The sequence below is a fragment of the Nocardia sp. NPDC052112 genome (assembly GCF_040680135.1).
In the GTDB taxonomy this organism is placed as follows: domain Bacteria; phylum Actinomycetota; class Actinomycetes; order Mycobacteriales; family Mycobacteriaceae; genus Nocardia.
This window is the reverse complement of record NZ_JBFAWD010000018.1, coordinates 118,358-139,167: the sequence shown is the minus strand read 5'-3', so window position 1 is coordinate 139,167 and position 20,810 is coordinate 118,358. Positions and strand designations below refer to the sequence as shown.

Genomic DNA, 20,810 nt, shown 5'->3' with positions numbered 1-20,810 from the left:
CGTGCTGAGTTTCACAAGCGTTTGCGTGCGGTACGTTCATTATGTCCGTCACGTCGCGTCATCGCGGTGAGATCGCAGCGTACCGAAAGTTCCAATGTCCGCAACCGACCACAATCCGTCCGGAGCAAACCGACACATGCCCACCACCGTCACCTCGCCGCAGGTAGCCGTCAACGATATCGGCTCCGCCGAGGACTTCCTCGCCGCCATCGACGCCACGATCAAGTACTTCAACGACGGCGACATCGTCGAAGGAACCATCGTCAAGGTCGATCGCGACGAGGTCCTGCTCGACATCGGTTACAAGACCGAAGGCGTCATCCCCTCTCGCGAACTCTCCATCAAGCACGATGTCGACCCCAACGAGGTCGTTTCCGTGGGCGATGAGGTCGAGGCTCTTGTTCTCACCAAGGAGGACAAGGAAGGCCGCCTGATCCTGTCGAAGAAGCGGGCGCAGTACGAGCGGGCGTGGGGCACCATCGAGGAGCTCAAGGAGAAGGACGAGGCCGTCAAGGGCACCGTCATCGAGGTCGTCAAGGGCGGTCTGATCCTCGACATCGGTCTGCGCGGCTTCCTCCCGGCCTCCCTGGTCGAGATGCGCCGGGTCCGTGACCTCCAGCCGTACGTCGGCAAGGAGATCGAGGCCAAGATCATCGAGCTGGACAAGAACCGCAACAATGTGGTGCTGTCCCGCCGCGCCTGGCTCGAGCAGACCCAGTCCGAGGTCCGCAGCGAGTTCCTGCACCAGCTGCAGAAGGGCCAGGTCCGCAAGGGTGTGGTCTCCTCGATCGTCAACTTCGGCGCGTTCGTCGATCTCGGCGGCGTCGACGGTCTGGTGCACGTCTCCGAGCTGTCCTGGAAGCACATCGACCACCCGTCCGAGGTTGTCGAGGTCGGCAACGAGGTCACCGTCGAGGTCCTCGACGTCGATCTGGACCGCGAGCGGGTTTCGCTGTCGCTCAAGGCGACCCAGGAAGACCCGTGGCGTCAGTTCGCCCGCACCCACGCGATCGGCCAGATCGTGCCGGGCAAGGTCACCAAGCTGGTGCCGTTCGGTGCGTTCGTGCGCGTCGAAGAGGGCATCGAGGGCCTGGTGCACATCTCCGAGCTGGCCGAGCGCCACGTGGAGGTCCCGGACCAGGTTGTCGCGGTCGGCGACGACGCGATGGTCAAGGTCATCGACATCGACCTGGAGCGTCGCCGGATCTCGTTGTCGCTGAAGCAGGCGAACGAGGACTACCACGCCGAGTTCGACCCGTCGAAGTACGGCATGGCCGACAGCTACGACGACCAGGGCAACTACATCTTCCCCGAGGGCTTCGACCCGGACACCAACGAGTGGCTCGAGGGCTTCGACAAGCAGCGCGAAGAGTGGGAAGGCCGCTACGCCGAGGCGGAGCGTCGCCACAAGATGCACACCGCGCAGATGGAGAAGATGGCGGCCGACGCCGCGGCCGAGGCCGCCAACGGTGGCGGCGCGTCGGGCAACTACTCCTCCGAGAGCGGTTCGCAGGCCTCCTCCGGCCAGGCCGAGCCCGCCGGCGGTTCGCTCGCCAGCGACGCCCAGCTCGCGGCCCTGCGCGAGAAGCTCTCGGGCAACGCCTGATTCGGTAGAGCATTAACGAAGGCCCCGGTCCGTTTGGACCGGGGCCTTCGTGTCGCTCGCCATGCGAGCGACTTGGTTGTGCGTCAACTGAATTCGCCGGGTAGTTCACCGGATTCGCCGGTAGTGTGCCCGGACATGGGGAGCAATCCGGGCAAGAACGACTATCTCGACCAAGTGGTGGCGCAGCAGGCGGCGCTGGAGGGTGACCTGCGCAGCCGCAAACCCGCCGCGCCCGCGCAGGCGTTCGCCGGGGCACCGGTGGCGCCGGGCGGTCCGGCGCCGCGCGGCGCGATCGCCAAGCGAGCCGATCGAGTCGGATCGTCAGCGCAGGGCAGTGGACCCGGCCCGGTGGAGGTCCGGGTCACCGGATTCTGGCGCTGGCAAACGGTTTTGGTGCCGCCCAATGCCTTCGTCGTGCACACCCGCCGCGGTCGCGGCGAACCGCTGCACATCGGTCTCGGGGTGTCCTTCCGCTTCAACCCCGCCACGGATTCGTATCTCGTTGTGCCGGGTGCGATGCAGACGATTCTCATCAATGCCTACTGCATCTGCAGTGAACTGCAGGGCGTGCTGGTGCAGGGCTATGTGCAGTGGATCATCGAGGATTTCGCCACCGCCTATCGCAAGTTGGACTTCTCCGATGCCGAGGATCCCATGCGGCTGGTCAATATTCAGCTACGCGAGCAGGCCGAGGCGGCCATCAAGGACAAGGTCTCCACGATGGGGGTGCGCGATGTGCTCAGCGATAAGCAGCCGATCATCGAGGAGCTGACCGCACGGCTGCGGGCGGTCGCCGAGGGCAGTGCCGATCGAAATGCCAAGGCGGACAGTGATCGTGGGCTCGGTTTGCGCATCGTCACGGTGCAGATCAAGGAGGCGGTCGTCAGCTCCTCGACGCTGTGGGAGAATCTGCAGAAACCCTACCGCAGCGAACAGAACCAGATCGCTCGCCTCGCGGAGCTCGCTGCGCAGGAAGTACTTTCGGCCCGCGAAACCGAGGCGAATCGGGTCGCCGAGGAACGCAGGATCGAGAACGAGCGGGAATTGGCCGAATTGCGGGCGCGCAACGAGGCCGCGCGGTTCGATCGGGAGACCGCGGAACAGCTGCGGCGCACCACCCGTGAGCACGACGATCAGCGCACGGTAGCCGATCTCGCCAAGGAGACCGCACTGCACGCCCTGCGGTTGGCGCGTGAGCAACATGCCGAACAGGCCGAAAACCTGCGCAGGAAGCTGGAATTGCGGGAGTTGGAACTCGACGGTGAGATCGCGGTCGCGGCCCGGCGCGCGCGGGCCGCACATGATGACGCCCTGCTCGATCTGGAACGGGATCGGATTCGGATCGACAATACGAATCACCGCTCGGCGGCCGCCACGCAGGCGCAACTGGTCGATTCGCTGCCGCAGATCGTCGCGCAGTTGCCGACGCCCGGTGAGCTGACGACGTACCAACTCGGCGGGGATCTGTCCGGGTTGTCCGCGCTGATCGGGCAGTTGACGCGGGTGCTCGAGGCGTGGTCGGCGGCACGGCCGGTGCGCGAGGGTCGGTCCGAGCTCGACGAGTAGCTCCGCGTTCGGCTCAGGTGAACCTTCGATAGCAATAAATTGGACAATCGACCAATTTTGTCGGAATGTGTGCTCGACTCGGCGATAGGGTGCAGGCGAGTCGGTAGCCCACTGGCAAGATCGAGCCGGACGAATCAGCTCGGACGAGGGAGAACAGTACGCATGTGCGCAGCGAGTCCGTTCAGCGGTCTCAACCGTAGGCGGTTCCTGGCGAAAGCCGCCGCGGCCGGAGCGGTGGGCGCATTGGCGTCCTGGGCCGATCCGATCATCGAACGCGCCTACGCCGCCGATCCGGCCGGCACCGGTGGCCTCGGCGATATCGAGCATTTCGTGCTGCTCATGCAGGAAAACCGTTCCTTCGACCACTATTTCGGCACCATGTCCGGCGTGCGGGGCTTCGGCGAGGCATCCAAAGCCTGGCAGCAGTACGGGTGGTCGCCCGGTGTCGGTCCGACCCCGGACGGCTTCGTGAATCCGTTCCGGCTCGACACCACCCGGGGTGCAACCCTCGACGGCGAGTGCATCAATGATCCGGACCACAGCTGGGGCGGTATGCACCAGGCCTGGAACGGCGGCGCCAACGACCAGTGGATGCCGATGTCCATCGCCAGTGTCGGCCCGGCCAACGCACCCGCGGCCATGGGCTACTACCTGCCCGAGGACATTCCGATCCACCACGAACTCGCCGATGCGTTCACTATCTGCGACAACTACCACTGCTCGGTCCTCGGTCCCACGGACCCGAACCGGCTGTACTGGATCAGCGCCACCATCGACCCGGACGGCATGGCGGGCGGGCCGCTGCTGGAGACGCCCACACTGATCCCGCAACACGTCTACAGCTGGCGAACCTTCCCGGAGAACCTGTCCGAGGCGGGCGTCAGCTGGAAGATCTACAACAACCGCGATGTCGGTCCGTTGTCCTCGGTGATCTTGGACGGCATGCTCGGCTGCTTCACCCAATCCGCGGATCCGAATTCCGAATTGGCTCGGCGCGGTCTGGCGCCGGTGTATCCCAACGACTTTCAAGCCGATGTCGCCAATGACACGCTGCCCGCCGTGTCGTGGGTGATTCCGTCGCTGATCAACTGCGAACATCCCGCGCTGCCCGCGGCCTTCGGTGCGTACGGCATCGTGCAACTGCTCGATATCCTCACCTCCAATCCGAAGGTGTGGGAGAAGACCGCGCTGATCATCAGCTACGACGAGAACGGTGGCTTCTTCGACCACGTCACCCCGCCGACCGCACCGGCGGGCACGCCGGGCGAATACGTCACCGTGCCGTTGGATGGGATCAAGGCGTCGAAGGGTATCGCGGGTCCGATCGGTTTGGGGTATCGCGTGCCCGGTCTGGTGATTTCGCCGTACAGCCGCGGCGGGCTGGTCGCCTCGGAGACCTTCGATCACACATCACAGCTGCGGCTGCTGGAGACCCGCTTCGGCGTCGAGGTGCCGAATCTGACGCGCTGGCGCCGCAGCGTCACCGGCGATATGACCTCGGCCTTTGATTTCGGTTCGACTCCTGATGCGGCCAAGCCGGTGCTCAGTGATCCGAAGCCGAAGATGGATGCCGCGATCGCCCAGTGCGGCCCGAATGTCGCACTGGGTACCGCGACCTCGGGTGTGCCGTATCCGGTTCCGCCGAACCAGATGCCGACCCAGCAGCCCGGCTCGCGGCGCCGGCCGAGTGGCATCGTGCGGGGGTAAGCGGTGGCCTCACCTGCGCTCCCAAGCGCAAAGGACTGATGACGGACGAGGTCCGGCAGCGCCCGATTAGGCCGCGGGTATTCTTGCCCTGATGTCCGATTCCGCCGTGGAGTTCCCCGCGACCGCCTGGGAACGCAGGAAAATCGAGGCGATGAGCCGCATCCAGCAGGTCGCGCTGGATCTGTTCGATGAGCACGGATATCGCAATGTGACGGTCGAGCGGGTCGCGGCGGCGGCTGGGGTATCGCCTAGTTCGGTGTACCGGTACTTCGGTACCAAGGAGATGCTCGTCCTCTATGACGAGGCCGATCCGCGGGTGCTGGATGTGCTGCGGACGGCGGGTGGCGGCGATACCGTCGAACCCGTCGAACTCATCCGCATCGCGCGGTTGATCGTCCCGGGGCTGATCGAATCGCTGCTGACCAACGAATCGGAGCGGCGGATCCGCAGGCGGCTACGGTATGTGGCGACGATCCCGGAGATCAAGGACGGGCAGACCAGGCAGATGCGGGATATGGCCGACCAATTCCGGGTGCTGTTCGCCGAACGGATCGGCCGCGATACCGATGACCTGACGCTGGGAGTTGCCGCCGCCTTCGGCGTGTGGGGATGTGTTGCGGCCCTGGACCATTGGGCCGCCGGGGAATTCACCGAACCGCTGAAGGATATCTATACGAAGGCGATCGGCTCGGTCATCGATTCGATCGAGGTCATGTTCCGGTAGTCGCGACCGCTTCCGCCGCCTGCCCGCCGATGCGCGGCAGCCACCAGTTCCACCGGCCGAACAACTGCATGAATGCGGGCACCAGCACTAGCCGAACCAACAGTGCGTCGATGGTGATGGCCACGGCGAGGGCGAACCCGATCTGCTTCAGCTCCAATACATTCGCGGTCAGGAAGCTCGCGAAAACCGCGACCATAATGGCGGCCGCCGCGGTGATCGGCCGGGCGGTGCGTTGTAGTCCATCCGCGACCGCGGCGGTATTGTCGCCGGTTTCGTCCCAGCGTTCCTTCATTCGCCGGATCAGGAATACTTCGTAATCCATGGATAGCCCGAATAATACGGCGAATACCAGCATCGGCAGATATACCTGGAGGAATCCGGTGCTTTGGAAGCCCAACGCGGATTCGCCTATGCCGTACTGGAATACGGCGACGGTCAGGCCGAGCGCGGCCCCCGTGGCAAGTAGGTTGAGCAGTATTGCCTTGAGTGCCAACACGATACTGCGGAAGGCCACGATCAGGAATGCCAGCGAAACGGTCAATACGAGCGTGATCACCCACGGGAATCGGGCGGTAATCCGATGCGACACATCGGTGAACGCCGCCGAAGTGCCACCGGCTCGAACTTCGATGCCATCGAGAGCCGTTGCGCGAGAACGGATATCCGAGACCAGGTCGGAGGCGGCGGTCGAATCGAAGGCGGCCTTGGACACCACGATGGCCAGCATCCGGCCGTCGGCCTGCTGCGGCAGCACCGTGGCGATGCGCGGGTCACGGGACAGTTCGGCGATGAATCGATCCGCATCGGAACGGGTTTCGGCACCGAGCCGCCCGCTATCCGGACCGGTGGTTACCACCTCGATCGGTGCGAGCAGCCCTGGACCGAAATTGTCCTCGATGAGTTCGGTCGCCTGCCCGGTCGGCCGATCCGCCAGCGACGTGAGGCCCATATCGACGCCGTACCGGATGCCGGTGATCGGGGCCGCCGCGGCCAGTAACAGGCCGACCCCGATCGCGCCGAAGAGCGCGGGGCGTCCCATGACGGTATGCGCCCACCGCGCCCAAGCGCTCGATGCCGCCGCGGACCGCACCTCGGCGGGTCGCAGCCGGACCGGCAGCGCACCGCGATTCACCGCCGGACCCAGCATCGCCAGTAGCGCGGGCAACAGTGTGAAGGCCGCGATGAGCGTGGCGATGACGGCGACCACCACACCGATCGCGACGCCGTTCAGCATCGGCAGCCCGACTGCCGACAGCGCGCACAGCGAGATCATCACGATGAATCCCGAGGCCAGAACGGTGCGCCCGGTCGTATCGATGGCGGTACCGACGGCCGCCGCGATGGCCGGTGTCGACCGCCGATCGCGCACACCGCACCGGGTCAGCTCCTCGTTGAACCGGCTCACGATGAACATCGCGTAGTCGATCGCGGTGCCGGTGGCGATCATGGTGGCCACCGAGAGCGCCAGTGAATCGAAGGTGAGGAAGGTAGTCAGGCCGAAGAGCGCGCCCACGGCCGCCGCGATGCCCGCCGCGGTGACCGTAATGGGCAGGGTGGCCGCGACCACCGCACCGAGGGCGAGTACCAGCACCGCGGTCGCCACGGGCAGCCCGATGGCCTCGGCGCGTTGCATATCGGCGGTCTCGATCTCGATGAGATCGGCCTGTGCGGGCGCAAACCCGGTGATCATGACCGAGACGCTGGAATCCGACGCGGCAGACAATTCGGACTTCAGCTGCTGGGCGATCGCGACGCGCTCCGGTGTTTCGCCATTGATGCCGACAATGCCGAAGGCGGTGTGCCGGTCGGCCGAGATCTGGGCCGCGGCATTGCCTTCGAACGGGCCGATCGCACCGGCCACGCCCGCGGTGGCACGGGTGGTGCCCAGCACCCGATCGATGACCGTGCGAATTTCCGGCGTATCCACGGTGCGCTGCGCGGAATGGAAGACCATGAGGTCCTGTTCGATACCGAACCGTGCGAAGTGTTCGGCGACAAGGTGATCGACGGTCACCGATTCGGATCCGGGGACCGAATAGTCGGGTGTGCTGAGACGGTCGTGTAGTGCCGGGTAGGCCGATCCGCACGCGACGGCGAAAAGCAGCCAGGCGCCGAGCACAATGTGGCGATGGCGGGCCATCAGCACGCCCCAGCGGCCGATAGCGCGGAGCTTTCCGGTGCCCGTGGACGCGGACAGCTCCGTCCCCGTTGCGGTCAGCTGCGTCATTGCCCCTCCACAAGGATGCAACCTGAGAGTCACTCTCAGATATTTTCCGCCATCCTAAGAAGCGCCGCACAGGAAGTGCAAGTGACTGTCAGGAAGGTGTGGGTGCTGACGGCAGCACGAAATGACCCAGTCCCTGGTGGGGCTGGGTCACCGGAGGTCTATGCCAGATGGGCGGCTGAGATCAGCTGGCGGTCGCAGGCGCCCAGTACGCAGTCGCGGCAGCGGATCGTTTTCGCATGGCCGCGAAGCTGTGCCGGGCGGGGCTGATCAAAGCGGTGAACCATGAGCGGCGGTGCTCCGCGAGCGCGGCCGCGACGGCGGGGTGCTTGATGCAATGCATGCCCCCCACCTTGCCCAGGCGGTGGCGACCCGCCCGGTTGATTTTGGTGCCCAATGGTGTTCCTTTGCTTGCGGGTACTGGCCTGGATCGCCACGGCGAAGATTAGTCGAACGAAAGTCATGGGCACAGTATTTTGCGGAAGTAATTGCCTCGGCGTGTCGGAAAGTTGTGGTCCCGGTGCGGGAATCGACCGGAAATGTTGCGAGATGGTCTCGGCCCAGTCACGGATCGGGCAAATGGTGTTTCAGATGGTGGAATGTGCGCCGCGAGTGGGTATTCGAGCCGATTGGGTGAGCTGTGCGTGCAGGGGGTTGGGTTCGCCGCGACATCGCGGATGCGAGACTGGTCGAATGTTGCGGATCGGCCTCACCGGAGGCATGGGAGCGGGCAAGTCGACGGTGGCGCGGATTCTCGCCGATCTAGGTGCGGTGATCATCGACTCCGATGTGATCGCCAGGGAGGTCGTCGAGCCGGGTACCGAAGGTCTTGCGGCGTTGGTGGCGGCGTTCGGCCCCGACATCCTCGCCGCCGACGGCGGTCTGGACCGGCCGGCGCTGGCGGCCAAGGCATTCGGAAGCGACGACGCCCGCGCGACGCTGAATTCCATTGTCCATCCATTGGTCGGTAAACGAACCGCGGAATTGATTTCGGCCGCGCCGTCGGATGCGATTCTTGTTCAAGATATTCCACTTCTGGTGGAAAACGGTCTCGCCCCGCTGATGAATCTTGTATTGATCGTCGATGTGCCCGCGGAAACTCGGATACGCCGATTGGTGGAATTCCGTGGCGTTTCCGAATCGGATGCTCGGGCGCGTATTTCGGCGCAGGCCACCGATGAACAACGCCACGCGGTCGCGGATGTGTTGTTGGACAACAGCGGCGAGCCGGGCGCCATTGATCCGATTGTTCGGCAGTTGTGGTCGCAACGGTTGGTGCCATTCGAGGAGAACCTGCGCGCCGCGACACCGGCGCGGCGCAAGGAGTTGTGCATCGTACCCGCCGATCCGGAGTGGGCGACACAGGCGCAAAGGCTCATTGCCCGGCTGTGGGTGGCGTGTGGCCCGGCGGCATCGCGAATCGACCACATCGGCTCGACCGCGGTGCCGGGACTGCCCGCCAAGGATGTGATCGATGTGCAGATCACCGTCGCGAATCTGACAGCCGCCGATGGGCTGCGAGATGCCTTGGGGGCGGCGGGTTTTCCGGTGCGTCCGGATGTCACCGGCGACAATCCGAAGCCGACGGCGGCGGATCCGAATGGCAGCGATACGGCACTGTGGGCCAAGCGGTTTCACCAGAGTGCCGATCCGGGGCGGTTGGCGAATGTGCATATCCGGGTGGCGGGTTCGCCCGGACAGGAGTTCGCACTGCTCTTCCGGGACTGGCTCCGTGCCGATGCATCGGCACGCGCGGAGTATCTGGAGGTCAAGCGCGAGGGTGCGGCCAAGGCGGCCGGGCTGACCGGCGAGGCGGCGACGCTGGCGTATCTGGATGTGAAGGAACCATGGTTCGACGCCGCCTACACACGCGCCGCGGCCTGGCGCGACCGCGTCGAAGACTGAGCGGCGGTACTACAGCCAGGTCAGGGTGATATCCAGGGTGGCGAGCCAGCGGTCCAGCGAGTAGTCGTTGGCGGCGATGCCATCGATCGCGATGGAGGCGTGTTCGATGGCGGCCTTGGCCTCGGCGAGGGTGATCAGACCTGCGGTGTGCGCGGCGAGCAACTCGTCCACATCGAGCAGTTCGGTTTCGCGCCCAGAGCGCACCACGATATCGAGGTAGTGGTCCACCGACTTCCACCTCTTGGGATCGACCTGGGCGAATTGACCGAGGTCGAGATAGTAGTCCTGATCGCGTCGGTGCGCGGGGTGGTAGTGGAAGATCGTCACCCGAATGCCGAGTTCCGGGAGCAGCCACGACTCGATGTAGTGGAACTGCGGATGATCCGAGGTCCGCGCCATGTACAGACCCCACGGCTCGGTCCAGTAGCGCTCGACCGGCCGGACGAAGCCCTTCGGGTCCGTGTTCGTCAGGTCCGCGAGATTGAAGTACTCGACCTTGGGCCTGTGCACGTCCACTGATGGTGCCTGTGTCATGCAAACAGAATCTACCGCCGTTGCCGTCCCGTCGAGTGGTACGGCAGCGGTTGGGCAGACTCTCCGCTGGATCGGGCTACATCCAGGTCAGGGTGATCTCCTTGGTGGCAAGCCAGGGCTCGACCTCGTGTCCGTGCGCGGCCACGCCCTCCATCGCCTTTGTCGCTCGGTCCAGGGCGCGATGCGCGTGTGCGGTATCGATCAGACCGGCCGAATGGGCGGCCAGCAGATCATCCACCCCGCGCAGTTCGGCCGAGCGGGAGTGGCGCACCGCGATCTCGAGGTACTGGTCCATGGACTTCCAGCGCTTGGGCTCGATCCTGGTGTACTCGCCGATGTGCAGGCAATAGTCGAGGTCGCGGTGATGTCCGGGCTGGTAGTGCGCGATCGTCACGCGCAACCAGAGTTCGGGCAGCAGCCAGGTCTCCATGTATTGGATCCGTGGACCGTTGACGGTGCGGGCGACGTACAGACCCCATGGTTCGACGTGTACGCGGTCGATCGGGCGCACGAAACCCTTGGGGTCGGTCATGGTTAGTTCGGCGATATTGAAATGTTCGATCTTCGGTCTCAGTTGGGTCGTGGTCATCGGTGATCCCGGTGCGGCGGCAGTGGTAGTTGGCTGGATCAGGGGCGCGATCCCCCGGAGGTCACGTGCGACGTAACCGGCGATACCGGTCACGGCGGGCGCGGCGGCAAGCAATGGAATCAGAGCGCTCATGCCTCCACCTCGCTGACGCTCGGCTCCGACATGACCGCTCTCGCGGCTGTGTTCATGGACCGCTCGCTACGCTCGCTCATGCCTCCACCTCGCTGACGCTCGGCTCCGACATGACCGCTCTCGCGGCTGTGTTCATGGACCGCTCGCTACGCTCGCTCATGGCCTCATCCTCAGTCCGACAACCAACCCAGGCTACACCTGCTGCGGCCGGTTCGCCGATGCTGAGAAATTGACGAATTACGTTGCGGCAACGGACATTAATGTCCGTTTACCTGTCCTATAGAACAGGTAACCGATTGCGGATGTGCCCCTGGTGCGGGGCTGGTGCGTCATATCGCGAAAAGCGTACGCCGATCGTGACCCGGTGACAGGCAAAGCAGCGACGGATCCGCCGGGCCGCAGAATCTGTCGGTGCCTGCGCCTAGGCTGGTGACCATGGCATTCGCAACCGAAATCCCGGCGGAAGGCTACGAGGACCGGGGCACCCCGCTGGCACATTCGGAGTTCCGGCCGGTCGGGGAGATCGAGCGGGCCGATGGGCACTTCCAGGTCGTCAGCGAACATCGGCCGGCCGGCGACCAGCCCGCGGCCATCGCCGAACTGGAACGCCGCATCACGGCGGGCGAACGTGACGTGGTGTTGCTCGGCGCGACCGGCACCGGTAAATCGGCCACCACCGCATGGCTGATCGAGCGGCTGCAGCGGCCGACACTGGTGATGGCGCCGAACAAGACGCTCGCCGCGCAGCTGGCCAATGAGCTGCGAGAGATGTTGCCCAACAATGCCGTCGAGTATTTCGTCTCGTACTACGACTACTACCAACCCGAGGCCTATATCGCGCAGACCGATACCTATATCGAGAAGGACAGCTCGATCAACGACGACGTCGAGCGGCTGCGTCATTCGGCCACCTCGAGTCTGCTCTCGCGGCGCGATGTCGTGGTGGTCGCGTCGGTGTCGTGCATCTACGGTCTCGGTACGCCGCAGTCGTATCTGGATCGGTCGGTGCAGCTGGATGTCGGTACCGAAATCGATCGCGACGCCTTCCTGCGGCTGCTGGTCGACGTGCAGTACACCCGCAACGACATGTCCTTCACCCGCGGCTCGTTCCGGGTGCGCGGTGACACCGTCGAGATCATCCCGTCCTACGAGGAACTCGCGGTGCGTATCGAATTCTTCGGCGACGAGATCGAGGCGCTGTACTACCTGCATCCGCTGACCGGTGATGTGGTGCGGCAGGTCGATACCGTCCGGATCTTCCCGGCCACACACTATGTCGCTGGGCCGGAGCGGATGGAGCGGGCGGTTCGCGATATCGAGGCCGAACTCGAGGAGCGGCTGGCCGAACTGGATCGCCAGGGCAAGCTGTTGGAAGCCCAGCGGCTGCGCATGCGGACCCAGTACGACCTCGAGATGATCCGCCAGGTCGGGTTCTGCTCGGGTATCGAGAACTACTCGCGCCACATCGACGGGCGTGCGGCGGGGTCCGCACCCGCCACGCTGCTGGATTACTTCCCGGAGGATTTCCTGCTCGTCATCGACGAGTCGCATGTCACCGTTCCACAGATCGGTGGCATGTACGAGGGTGATATGTCGCGTAAGCGCAATCTGGTCGAGTACGGGTTCCGGCTGCCGTCGGCGATCGACAACCGACCGCTCACCTGGGAGGAGTTCGCCGAACGGATCGGGCAGGCGGTCTATCTCTCGGCCACCCCGGGGCCGTACGAACTCGGCCAGGCCGGTGGTGAGGTGGTCGAGCAGGTGATCCGTCCGACGGGTCTGGTCGATCCGCAGGTGGTCGTCAAGCCGACCAAGGGGCAGATCGATGATCTGTTGCACGAGATCCGGCTGCGCACCGAGCGCGACGAGCGGGTGCTCGTCACCACCCTGACCAAGAAGATGGCCGAAGACCTCACCGACTATCTGCTCGGACTCGGCGTCCGGGTGCGGTATCTGCATTCGGAGATCGATACATTGCGCCGGGTCGAGCTGCTGCGACAGCTGCGACTGGGCGAGTTCGACGTGCTGGTCGGTATCAATCTGCTCCGCGAAGGTCTCGACCTGCCGGAGGTGTCACTGGTCGCGATCCTGGACGCGGATAAGGAGGGCTTTCTGCGCAGCAGTACCAGCCTCATCCAGACCATCGGCCGCGCGGCGCGCAATGTCTCGGGTGAAGTGCATATGTATGCGGACAAGATCACCGACTCGATGCAACACGCCATCGAGGAGACCGATCGCCGCCGGGCCAAGCAGATCGCCTACAACGAATCGATGGGCATCGACCCGCAGCCGCTGCGCAAGAAGATCGCCGACATTCTGGATCAGGTGTATCAGGAGGCCGACGACAGCGAGGTCGCCGTGGGCGGCTCCGGACGCAATGCCAGCCGTGGCCGCCGCGCCCAGGGCGAGCCGGGGCGGGCGGTCAGCGCGGGGGTGTACGAGGGACGCGACGTCAAGTCGATGCCGCGGGCCGAATTGGCCGACCTGGTCAAGGAACTCACCGCGCAGATGATGAATGCGGCCCGCGAGCTGCAGTTCGAATTGGCCGGTCGACTGCGGGACGAGATCGCGGATCTGAAGAAGGAACTGCGCGGGATGGATGCCGCGGGGTTGAGTTGAGCGGCGGCGTCTCTCGACGCCGCCGGGCTCGGCATGGCTCAGCTCTGGGTGGCCAGCCATTCGTTGACGCGGCGCTCGGCCTCGTCGCGCGAGACATTCTCGACCTTGGTCAGTACCGCCCAGCGGTGGCCGAAGGGGTCGATGACCACGCCGAAGCGATCGCCGGTGACAAAGGTCTGCGGCTGCTCGGCACTGCGGGCGCCGTTCTCGACGGCCCGCTCGACGACCGCGTCGACATCGGGGCAGTAGTGCACGATCGAGGTGTGGACCCATTCGCCATTGGGGGCCAGGACATTGTTGTCCGGAATGGGCATGCCCAGTTGCAGGGTCGAGTCGCCGATCTTCAGCTCGGCGTGCGCGGGCTGGCCGTCGGGGAGATCGTTGCGGCTGATCACCTCGGCCTCGAAGACGTTGGTATAGAACTCGATTGCCTTATTGCCGTCGGGCACCGCGAGGAAGCAGGTGATGGAGTGGTAGCCGTCGGCGATGGGGTTCACGGTGTTCGCTGTTTCTCTCATGCCGATAAGCCTGGTCGAGCGCGGCGAGCTGGTCTTGTAAGAAAGCGACAGCCGTGATCGGGGCAGCCGACAGTTCGGTTCCGGTGCCCACGCCCGACAATGTGAAGGGCATCCTGCATCCCGACGAGCAGGCCAGGCATCGGTCGTTGGCGCGGCTGTCGGCCGGACCGGAGGTCGGGCGGTTCGTCGAGTGGTATTGGTCGGTGCGCTGGGATCTGACCGGTCGGCCGCCGTACTACGCCGAGGTGCTGCCGTTCCCGTGCGTGAACGTCACCTTCGAACGCACCGAAACCCGCACCGGCGGTTTTGTCAACGGCGTTTGCACGACGAAGTTCGTCCGGGAGCTCAGCGGTGTGGGGGAGACTTTCGGCGCCCGCTTTCGCGCCGGTGGATTCGGCGCGTTCACCGGACTGGATGTCGGTGCGTTCCGGGACACCGCCGTGCCGCTCACGGACGTGCTGCCGGAGGCCGTCGGCCTGACCGACCGCGTATTGGCCGAATCCTCGGATATCAAGCGCCGCACCATAGTCGAGGATTTCCTGATCGGCCGACAGGCCGCGGCGGATCCCAACTATCGATTGGTGCTGCGCATCGTCGCCGCTATGGAACAGGACCAGGAACTGACCCGGGTCGATCAGGTCACCGATCGGTTCGATATCCCGATCCGTACATTGCAGCGGATGTTCCGGTGGTATGTCGGTGCCGGACCGAAATGGGTGCTGCGCCGATACCGGCTCCAAGACGGCGCCGATCTACTCGCGCGCGGGCGCATCGAAGATCTGGCCGCGCTGGCCACCGAGTTGGGTTATTTCGATCAGGCACATTTCTCGCGCGAGTTCACCGCGGAGGTCGGAATGGCTCCACTGGAATACGCCAAGAATTCGCTACGCTCCCAGAAAGGTCATCTGATTTCGTGAGTACATGGGTAACTCGTCGGGTACGCCCAAAAGGTGAGGCGCACTCGACGCAGGACCTGTATCCAACTCGAGTGTCACTTACTGGTATGGCCTGAATACGCGGAGAGGCGGATGAGCCATGGATGTCTTGGTGTTGATCGGGCGGATTCTATTCTCGGTGTTGTTCCTCAGTTCCGCGTTAGGGCATTTCACGCAGACCGACGAGATGACCGCTTATGCACACAGCCGCGGCCTGCCGCAGCCGAGAGTCGCGGTGCTGGCGGCGGGTGTCGTGCTCGCGGTCGGTGGCCTCAGTGTGCTGCTCGGCGTGTGGGCCGATCTCGGCGCGCTGCTGCTGGTGATCATGCTGTTGCCGACGGCATTCCTGATGCACCAGTTCTGGCGGGAGACCGATCCGCAGGCCAAGCAGGGCGAGATGATCCATTTCAACAAGGATCTCGCGCTCGCCGGTGCCTCGCTGATGTTGTTCGCCTTCTTCGCGCATGTCGACGAACTCGGATCGACCATCACCGGACCGCTTTTCACCGGCCTGTAGATACGACCGTATTTTGTGCCGATCGGCCCGATATTGTGCGCCGTATAGGCGTGGTCGGCATTTCCGGATCGCCCTGGCCCCATCACGGTAACTGCGGAACCGGGTGGATGGCGTCGGCCCGGCCGGGTAGGATTTTCCGGTCCCGGTCGAACCGACGTTGCCGTCGTATAGCGGTCGCGGTCGGGTAAATGTGATGAATATCCCAGGGGGACAAGAACGTTCGCGCCGATTGTGATGGATCACAAGTCGCGGACCCGGAAATTAGATCCGCCCAGGTCGCAAAGGCCCTGCGGCATTCACCGGATGAATCTGTGTCGGTAAAGCCGGAACACCAGCAGTGTGATGTGTTGCGATTTCTGCTATTTCCGGCCGATTTGCCGCTATGGTCGACCCCAGTCGCCGCGCGGGTGCCACGACTCCACGTGGCACCGGCGCAGGCAACCCGACACCACAAGTTGGAGGAAAGATGACCGCCTACCGGACCATTGTCGTCGGTACCGATGGCTCGGACTCGTCGTACGTCGCCGTCGACAAGGCCGCTGCGCTGGCCGCGGCGGCCGGTGCGACCCTGGTCGTGGCCTGCGCGTACTACCCGACCGACGATCGGGATGTGGCCGCCGCCACCGATGTGCTCAAGGACGAGGCATACCAGGTTCGCGGCTCCGCGCCCACCAACGAGATCCTGCGCACTGCCAGGGACCGGGCGGTGGCGGCGGGCGCCGAAGAGATCGTTGAGCGCGCGATCGTCGGCGAGCCGGTCGAATCGTTGCTCGCGCTCGTCAAGGAGGTCGAGGCCGATCTGCTGGTCGTCGGTAATCGCGGCCTGAACACCCTGGCCGGTCGGTTGCTGGGGTCGGTGCCTTCGGATGTGGCACGCAAGTCCCGTTCGGATGTGCTGATCGTGCACACCGTCAGGTAAGCGGTAGAACCGAAACGACAGCCGCGCATCCCAGGGGATGCGCGGCTGTCGTCGTTCTCGTCAATCCAGTGCGCCCGTCGATCCGGTCCGCAGCACCGATGGCAGCTCGCCGGTGTGCACCACCCCGAGTCGCTGGGTTGCTCGGGTCAGCGCCACGTACAGATCGTTCAACCCGCGGGGCGATTCGTCGAGGATGCCCTGTGGTTCCACCAGATAGACCGCGTCGAATTCCAGGCCCTTGACCTCGTGCACCGTCAGCACCCGGACGGATTCGCCCACCAACTCGGCGAAGTCCGCGACCAGCTCATGCGGTGTGATCACCGCAGTGGTACCGGGGCCGGTCTCCGCCGCTACCAATTGTGCTACTGCACTGCGCAATTCGCTCGCATCGACGGCGTGGGCGCGCGGGCGCACGCCGGTCTCCCGCACCGACCGCGGCACCGCCGCATCCGCATCGATCTCGGCGAGCACATCGGCCGCGACCGCCATGATCTCCGCGGGGGTGCGGTAGTTCACGGTCAACTCGGTGAGCTTCCACCGTTGTGCCACATAGGGTTCCAGCATCCGTTGCCAGGACGAGGCGCCGGCCGGATCGCCGGTCTGCGCGACATCGCCGACCACCGTGACCCACCGATTCGGAATGCGGCGCATCACCATTCGCCAGGCCATCTCCGAAAGTTCTTGTGCCTCATCGACGATCACGTGGCCATAGGTCCAATTGCGGTCACCTGCGGCGCGTTCCGCGGTGGTCTGCCGATTGCGCACATCCTGACGTTCGGCCAGCTGGCTGGCGTCGATCAGGTCGTAGGCCATCAGAATCTCCGGATCGAGGTCGTCCTCGAGATCCTGTGGTGCCGAACCGGTCAGGATGTCGAGTGCGTCCTGGGCCTCGGCCAATTGCGCCCGCCAGCGGCGGCGGGCGCGTTCGCGTTCCTCGGTGTCGTCGATGCCGAGCAGTTCGGCGAGTTCGTCGAGCAGCGGTGCGTCCGGCGCGCTGAATTCGCCGTTGTCCGAGCGCGCGAGTTCGGCTCGGTCGGCCGGAGCCAGACTGCTCGCGGCCCGGTCGAGTCGCTTCGGATCGGCCAGCAGATCCGCGAGCACCTCCTGCGGCGACAAGATCGGCCAGAGTTTGCCGATCGCCGCCTGGATCGCCGGATCGGCGCGCATTTCGTCCCGAATCTCGGCGAGATCGGTTCGGCTGAGCAGACTTTCCTTACCCGCTCCGTCGGCTGCGCCTCCTGCCATCCCCCGGTGGCCGCCGGACAGATCCGCGCCCATGGTCTGGGCCAGTTGGTCGGTGAGTGCGTCGATGACCGCGGAGGCGAAGATCGGCCGGGCCAGATTGTGCGGGCGTCGCGAAGAACGGGCCCGGCCGCGCGCCTTGGTGGCGAGCTTGCGATCGAGTGTGACCGGGTAGCCGTCGAAGGTGAGCCGGATCGGCTCGGACGGCACCTCCTGGCGGTCGCGCACCGCTTGCTTGAGCACCTCCAGCATGGCCAGTGAGCCCTTGACCTCGCCGGCGCGCAGCGAATCCGCGCGGGTGGCCTTCACGCCCGGATACAGATCGCCGATGGTGGACAGCAGCACGCCGGTCTCACCGAGCGAGGGCAACACTTGGCCGATGTAATCGAGGAAGGTGGCGTTCGGACCGATGATCAGCACGCCGCTCTTGGCCAGCTGCTGACGGTAGGTGTAGAGCAGGTAGGCCGCGCGGTGCAGTGCGACGGCGGTCTTGCCGGTGCCCGGCCCGCCCTGCACCACCAGCACGCTCTTGTGCTCGGAGCGAATGATCGCGTCCTGCTCGCTCTGAATGGTCTCGACGATGTCGTTCATATGGCCGGTGCGCGCGGCATTGAGCGCCGAGAGCAATGCGCTCTCGCTGCCGACCCCGCCCGCACCATCGGTCACACCAGCGGTCTGGGCGGCGCCGAGGTCCAGGTATTCGTCGTTGATAGCGGTGACCCGCCGATTGCGCGACCGGATATGTCGACGCCGGATCACCCCATCCGGTGCGGCGGTCGTCGCGAGATAGAACGGACGGGCCAGGGGCGCGCGCCAATCCAGCAGCAGCGTCTCGTAATCGTCCTTTTCGTCGAGGATGCCGAGCCTACCGATATAGCGGCATTCGCCTTCCTGGCCGCTAGCGACTGCTTGCAGGTCGCTCGAAACGGCGCCGCTAGCGACTGCTTGCAGGTCGCTCGAAACGGCACTGCCGTCGAGATCGATGCGGCCGAAACACAGGCCGTGTTCGGCTGCGTCGTATTTGGCCAGATCCTCGGAGTAGAGCTGGCTGAAGGATTCGCGTTCGGTTCGGGCCTGCGGGGTGCCACCGGTTTCCAGCAGCACGGTGCGCAGCCGATTCGTGGCGTATTCGCGCATATCGTCGAGTCGTTCATAGAGCACGGACAGGTAGGCCTGCTCCTGGTCGATCTCGCGGTTCCGCTCGGGGGTGCCGTCGTGCGCGGCACGATCCTGAGTGAGGCGGTCGGGCAAACTGAACTCCTTGTCACCGCGATGAGCCGGTGCACACGCAGGGCACGGTGCACGCGAACGCCATTGAAAACAGAGTTGTCGAGTTTACTGCTGGTTCGGCGGGCTCGCTGTAACCGCAGGTAGCGGGTCCGTGGCCAGGACCGGCGTGAAATGTTGGACGAGGGGAAACGGTTCGTAGAAGTGGTGCAGCAGTTGCTTCCAGCGCTGATATCCGGCGGACCCGCGGAAGCCATCCACATGGTCGCTCAACTGTTCCCATCCCACCAACAGCAAATAGGTATCGGGCGCCTCCACACACCGCGACAGCGATAGCGATCGGAAGCCCGGCATACTCTCGATGATCGGCCTGGCCTCGGCGAACGCCGCCTCGAAGGCCGCCGCTTCGGCGGGGCGGACGGGCAACAGCGCGTGTTCGATGATCATGCGAAACCTTCAGGAAGCGTGCGTGTTATTCGGTCTGCGGCCCAGGCCGGTGCCTTCCCGGCGTCCGGTCGGCTTGGCGCGGTACATCGCCAGGTCGGCGTCGTGCAGCACCGCTTCGGGCGTGCGGTGATCGCTCTCTGCGAGTTCGGTCACGCCGATCGAAGCGTTCACCTCGATCCGGTGCCCCCGCGCGATGATCGGCTCGGCCATGGTCGAGCGCAGCCGCAGGATCAGGGAGTCGAGATCGACGCGGCGGGTCCGGCCGGACAGCAGCACCAGGAATTCGTCGCCGCCGAGCCGGCCGACCAGGTCGGTGCCGCGCAGCGCGCGCTGCAACCGCTGGGCCACGATCTGCAGGACGGTATCGCCGATCGCGTGGCCGAGGGTGTCATTGATCGCCTTGAAACCGTCCAGATCGATGAACAGCACCGTCGAGACCGGCAGGTCCTCGCTGGCGGCCAGCGCATTGGCGAGCTGGGACAGGATCAGCGAGCGGTTGGCAAGTCCGGTCAGCGAGTCGTGCGTGGCCTGGAACTCCAATTGCCGTCGACTGGCCCGGAATTCGGTGATATCGGCAAAGGACGACACCGCGGGTGAGTCCGGATCGCCCGGATTGAGCAGCCGCGAACTGCCCGAGAGCCAGCGGCGCTGGCCGTCGTGGCGGTCGACGCCGAAGATGTAACCGCTGATCGTTTCGCCCGTCGCCAGGGTGCGCGCGATCGGATGCCGACTCGTCGGTAGCGGCTGGGCATTGGCGTCGAGCAGGATCAGCGGCAGTTCGTCGATGGTGGCGCCGATGAGTTCGCCGCTGCGCTCGTCGGTACCGAAGATCCGCACGGCCGTGGGATTGGCCGATTCGATGCGGCCGTTCCGGTCGATCACCACCACACCCTCCTCCAATTGCGAGACCACCGTGGTGAAGTGCTGTTCGGCCCGGCGCTGCGCGGCCTCGGCGGCGCGCTGCGCGGTGAGGTCGTGGATGACGACCTGATAGGCGAGATGGTCATGCCATGGGGTGAGCACCGAAACCGTCTCGACCGGGACGATCTCGCCGTCGACCCGGATCAGCTCCATTTCGGTGGGATCGGAGGCGGCGCCCGCGGTGGTCAGCTGGCTGATGCGGTCCCGCATGCCGGACACGGAAGCGGGATGGACGAATCGGGTCAGCGGCTGGCCGATCAGCTGATCGGTGCTCGCGGCGCCCAGCATGCGCGCGGTGGCCGGGTTGGCGTAGACGACGGTGCCGCGCTCGTGCACGACGATCCCGTCCGGAGTGTGTTCGACCAGGGACCGGTAGCGCTGAGCCAGCTGCTCGGCGTCGACTGCCTTGTCCTCATCCACTCGAACCCCCGATCGTCGACCCAATCATGGCCATTGGAACATGGGATTATTCTGGTAT

Annotated in this window: 17 protein-coding genes; 9 read left to right on the top strand and 8 right to left on the bottom strand. The window is 65.0% G+C overall.

What is annotated here, in order from left to right:
- Positions 1 to 136 precede the first annotated feature (136 nt).
- From rpsA to AB0L58_RS30235, 4 genes are all read left to right on the top strand, one after another.
- Positions 137 to 1,606 (top strand): 30S ribosomal protein S1, encoded by a 1,470-nt coding sequence (rpsA, locus tag AB0L58_RS30250; RefSeq protein WP_040689126.1) that lies wholly within the window; start codon positions 137 to 139, stop codon positions 1,604 to 1,606.
- A 135-nt stretch (positions 1,607 to 1,741) separates the two neighbouring features.
- A complete protein-coding gene (locus AB0L58_RS30245; RefSeq protein WP_364391797.1) occupies positions 1,742 to 3,172 on the top strand; it encodes an SPFH domain-containing protein in 1,431 nt (476 codons plus the stop codon).
- 162 nt (positions 3,173 to 3,334) lie between these two features.
- A complete protein-coding gene (locus AB0L58_RS30240) occupies positions 3,335 to 4,879 on the top strand; it encodes an alkaline phosphatase family protein (RefSeq protein WP_364391794.1) in 1,545 nt (514 codons plus the stop codon).
- A 91-nt stretch (positions 4,880 to 4,970) separates the two neighbouring features.
- Positions 4,971 to 5,603, top strand: coding sequence for a TetR/AcrR family transcriptional regulator (locus AB0L58_RS30235; RefSeq protein WP_364391792.1), 633 nt, complete (start codon positions 4,971 to 4,973; stop codon positions 5,601 to 5,603).
- Here AB0L58_RS30235 and AB0L58_RS30230 read toward each other — a convergent pair.
- Together AB0L58_RS30230 and AB0L58_RS30225 are read right to left on the bottom strand one after the other, a co-directional pair.
- Positions 5,590 to 7,830, bottom strand: coding sequence for an MMPL family transporter (locus AB0L58_RS30230; RefSeq protein ID WP_364391790.1), 2,241 nt, complete (start codon positions 7,828 to 7,830; stop codon positions 5,590 to 5,592). The two genes, AB0L58_RS30235 and AB0L58_RS30230, sit on opposite strands and share 14 nt — an antisense overlap.
- Positions 7,831 to 8,011: 181 nt before the next feature.
- Positions 8,012 to 8,224, bottom strand: coding sequence for a hypothetical protein (locus tag AB0L58_RS30225; RefSeq protein ID WP_364391953.1), 213 nt, complete (start codon positions 8,222 to 8,224; stop codon positions 8,012 to 8,014).
- A gap of 296 nt (positions 8,225 to 8,520) precedes the next feature.
- Between AB0L58_RS30225 and coaE the strand changes: the two genes are divergently transcribed.
- The gene (gene coaE / locus AB0L58_RS30220; protein WP_364391788.1) at positions 8,521 to 9,732 is read left to right on the top strand and encodes a dephospho-CoA kinase; all 1,212 of its coding nucleotides are present in this window, start codon (positions 8,521 to 8,523) and stop codon (positions 9,730 to 9,732) included.
- Between the two features lie 9 nt (positions 9,733 to 9,741).
- On the opposite strand, the gene AB0L58_RS30215 is transcribed toward coaE, so the two are convergent.
- Positions 9,742 to 10,266 (bottom strand): DUF402 domain-containing protein, encoded by a 525-nt coding sequence (locus AB0L58_RS30215; protein ID WP_364391783.1) that lies wholly within the window; start codon positions 10,264 to 10,266, stop codon positions 9,742 to 9,744.
- 76 nt (positions 10,267 to 10,342) lie between these two features.
- Complete coding sequence (locus tag AB0L58_RS30210) at positions 10,343 to 10,987, bottom strand: hypothetical protein (RefSeq protein ID WP_364391780.1); 645 nt, start codon at positions 10,985 to 10,987, stop codon at positions 10,343 to 10,345.
- A gap of 435 nt (positions 10,988 to 11,422) precedes the next feature.
- On the opposite strand from AB0L58_RS30210, the gene uvrB reads away from it, so the two are divergent.
- Positions 11,423 to 13,606: an excinuclease ABC subunit UvrB gene (uvrB, locus tag AB0L58_RS30205; RefSeq protein WP_364391778.1), complete on the top strand. Its 2,184-nt coding sequence runs from the start codon at positions 11,423 to 11,425 to the stop codon at positions 13,604 to 13,606.
- A gap of 38 nt (positions 13,607 to 13,644) precedes the next feature.
- Here the strand turns inward: uvrB and AB0L58_RS30200 are convergent, their stop codons facing one another.
- The gene (locus tag AB0L58_RS30200; RefSeq protein ID WP_364391776.1) at positions 13,645 to 14,124 is read right to left on the bottom strand and encodes a VOC family protein; all 480 of its coding nucleotides are present in this window, start codon (positions 14,122 to 14,124) and stop codon (positions 13,645 to 13,647) included.
- A gap of 53 nt (positions 14,125 to 14,177) precedes the next feature.
- On the opposite strand from AB0L58_RS30200, the gene AB0L58_RS30195 reads away from it, so the two are divergent.
- The 3 genes from AB0L58_RS30195 (at position 14,178) to AB0L58_RS30185 (ending at position 16,495) form a co-directional block, all read left to right on the top strand.
- Positions 14,178 to 15,041, top strand: a complete 864-nt coding sequence (locus tag AB0L58_RS30195; RefSeq protein WP_364391774.1) for an AraC family transcriptional regulator — start codon at positions 14,178 to 14,180, stop codon at positions 15,039 to 15,041.
- 118 nt (positions 15,042 to 15,159) lie between these two features.
- Positions 15,160 to 15,576 (top strand): DoxX family protein, encoded by a 417-nt coding sequence (locus tag AB0L58_RS30190; RefSeq protein ID WP_364391772.1) that lies wholly within the window; start codon positions 15,160 to 15,162, stop codon positions 15,574 to 15,576.
- A 466-nt stretch (positions 15,577 to 16,042) separates the two neighbouring features.
- Complete coding sequence (locus AB0L58_RS30185; protein WP_364391770.1) at positions 16,043 to 16,495, top strand: universal stress protein; 453 nt, start codon at positions 16,043 to 16,045, stop codon at positions 16,493 to 16,495.
- 60 nt (positions 16,496 to 16,555) lie between these two features.
- On the opposite strand, the gene AB0L58_RS30180 is transcribed toward AB0L58_RS30185, so the two are convergent.
- The 3 genes from AB0L58_RS30180 to AB0L58_RS30170 all read right to left on the bottom strand — a co-directional run bounded on the left by AB0L58_RS30180 (position 16,556) and on the right by AB0L58_RS30170 (position 20,752).
- Positions 16,556 to 18,925 carry an ATP-binding domain-containing protein gene (locus AB0L58_RS30180; protein WP_364391938.1) on the bottom strand — a complete coding sequence of 790 codons (2,370 nt, stop codon included), beginning with the start codon at positions 18,923 to 18,925 and terminating at the stop codon, positions 16,556 to 16,558.
- A gap of 147 nt (positions 18,926 to 19,072) precedes the next feature.
- Complete coding sequence (locus tag AB0L58_RS30175) at positions 19,073 to 19,411, bottom strand: antibiotic biosynthesis monooxygenase (RefSeq protein WP_364391768.1); 339 nt, start codon at positions 19,409 to 19,411, stop codon at positions 19,073 to 19,075.
- A gap of 9 nt (positions 19,412 to 19,420) precedes the next feature.
- Positions 19,421 to 20,752, bottom strand: a complete 1,332-nt coding sequence (locus tag AB0L58_RS30170) for a diguanylate cyclase (RefSeq protein WP_364391765.1) — start codon at positions 20,750 to 20,752, stop codon at positions 19,421 to 19,423.
- Between the last annotated feature and the right edge of the window lie 58 nt (positions 20,753 to 20,810).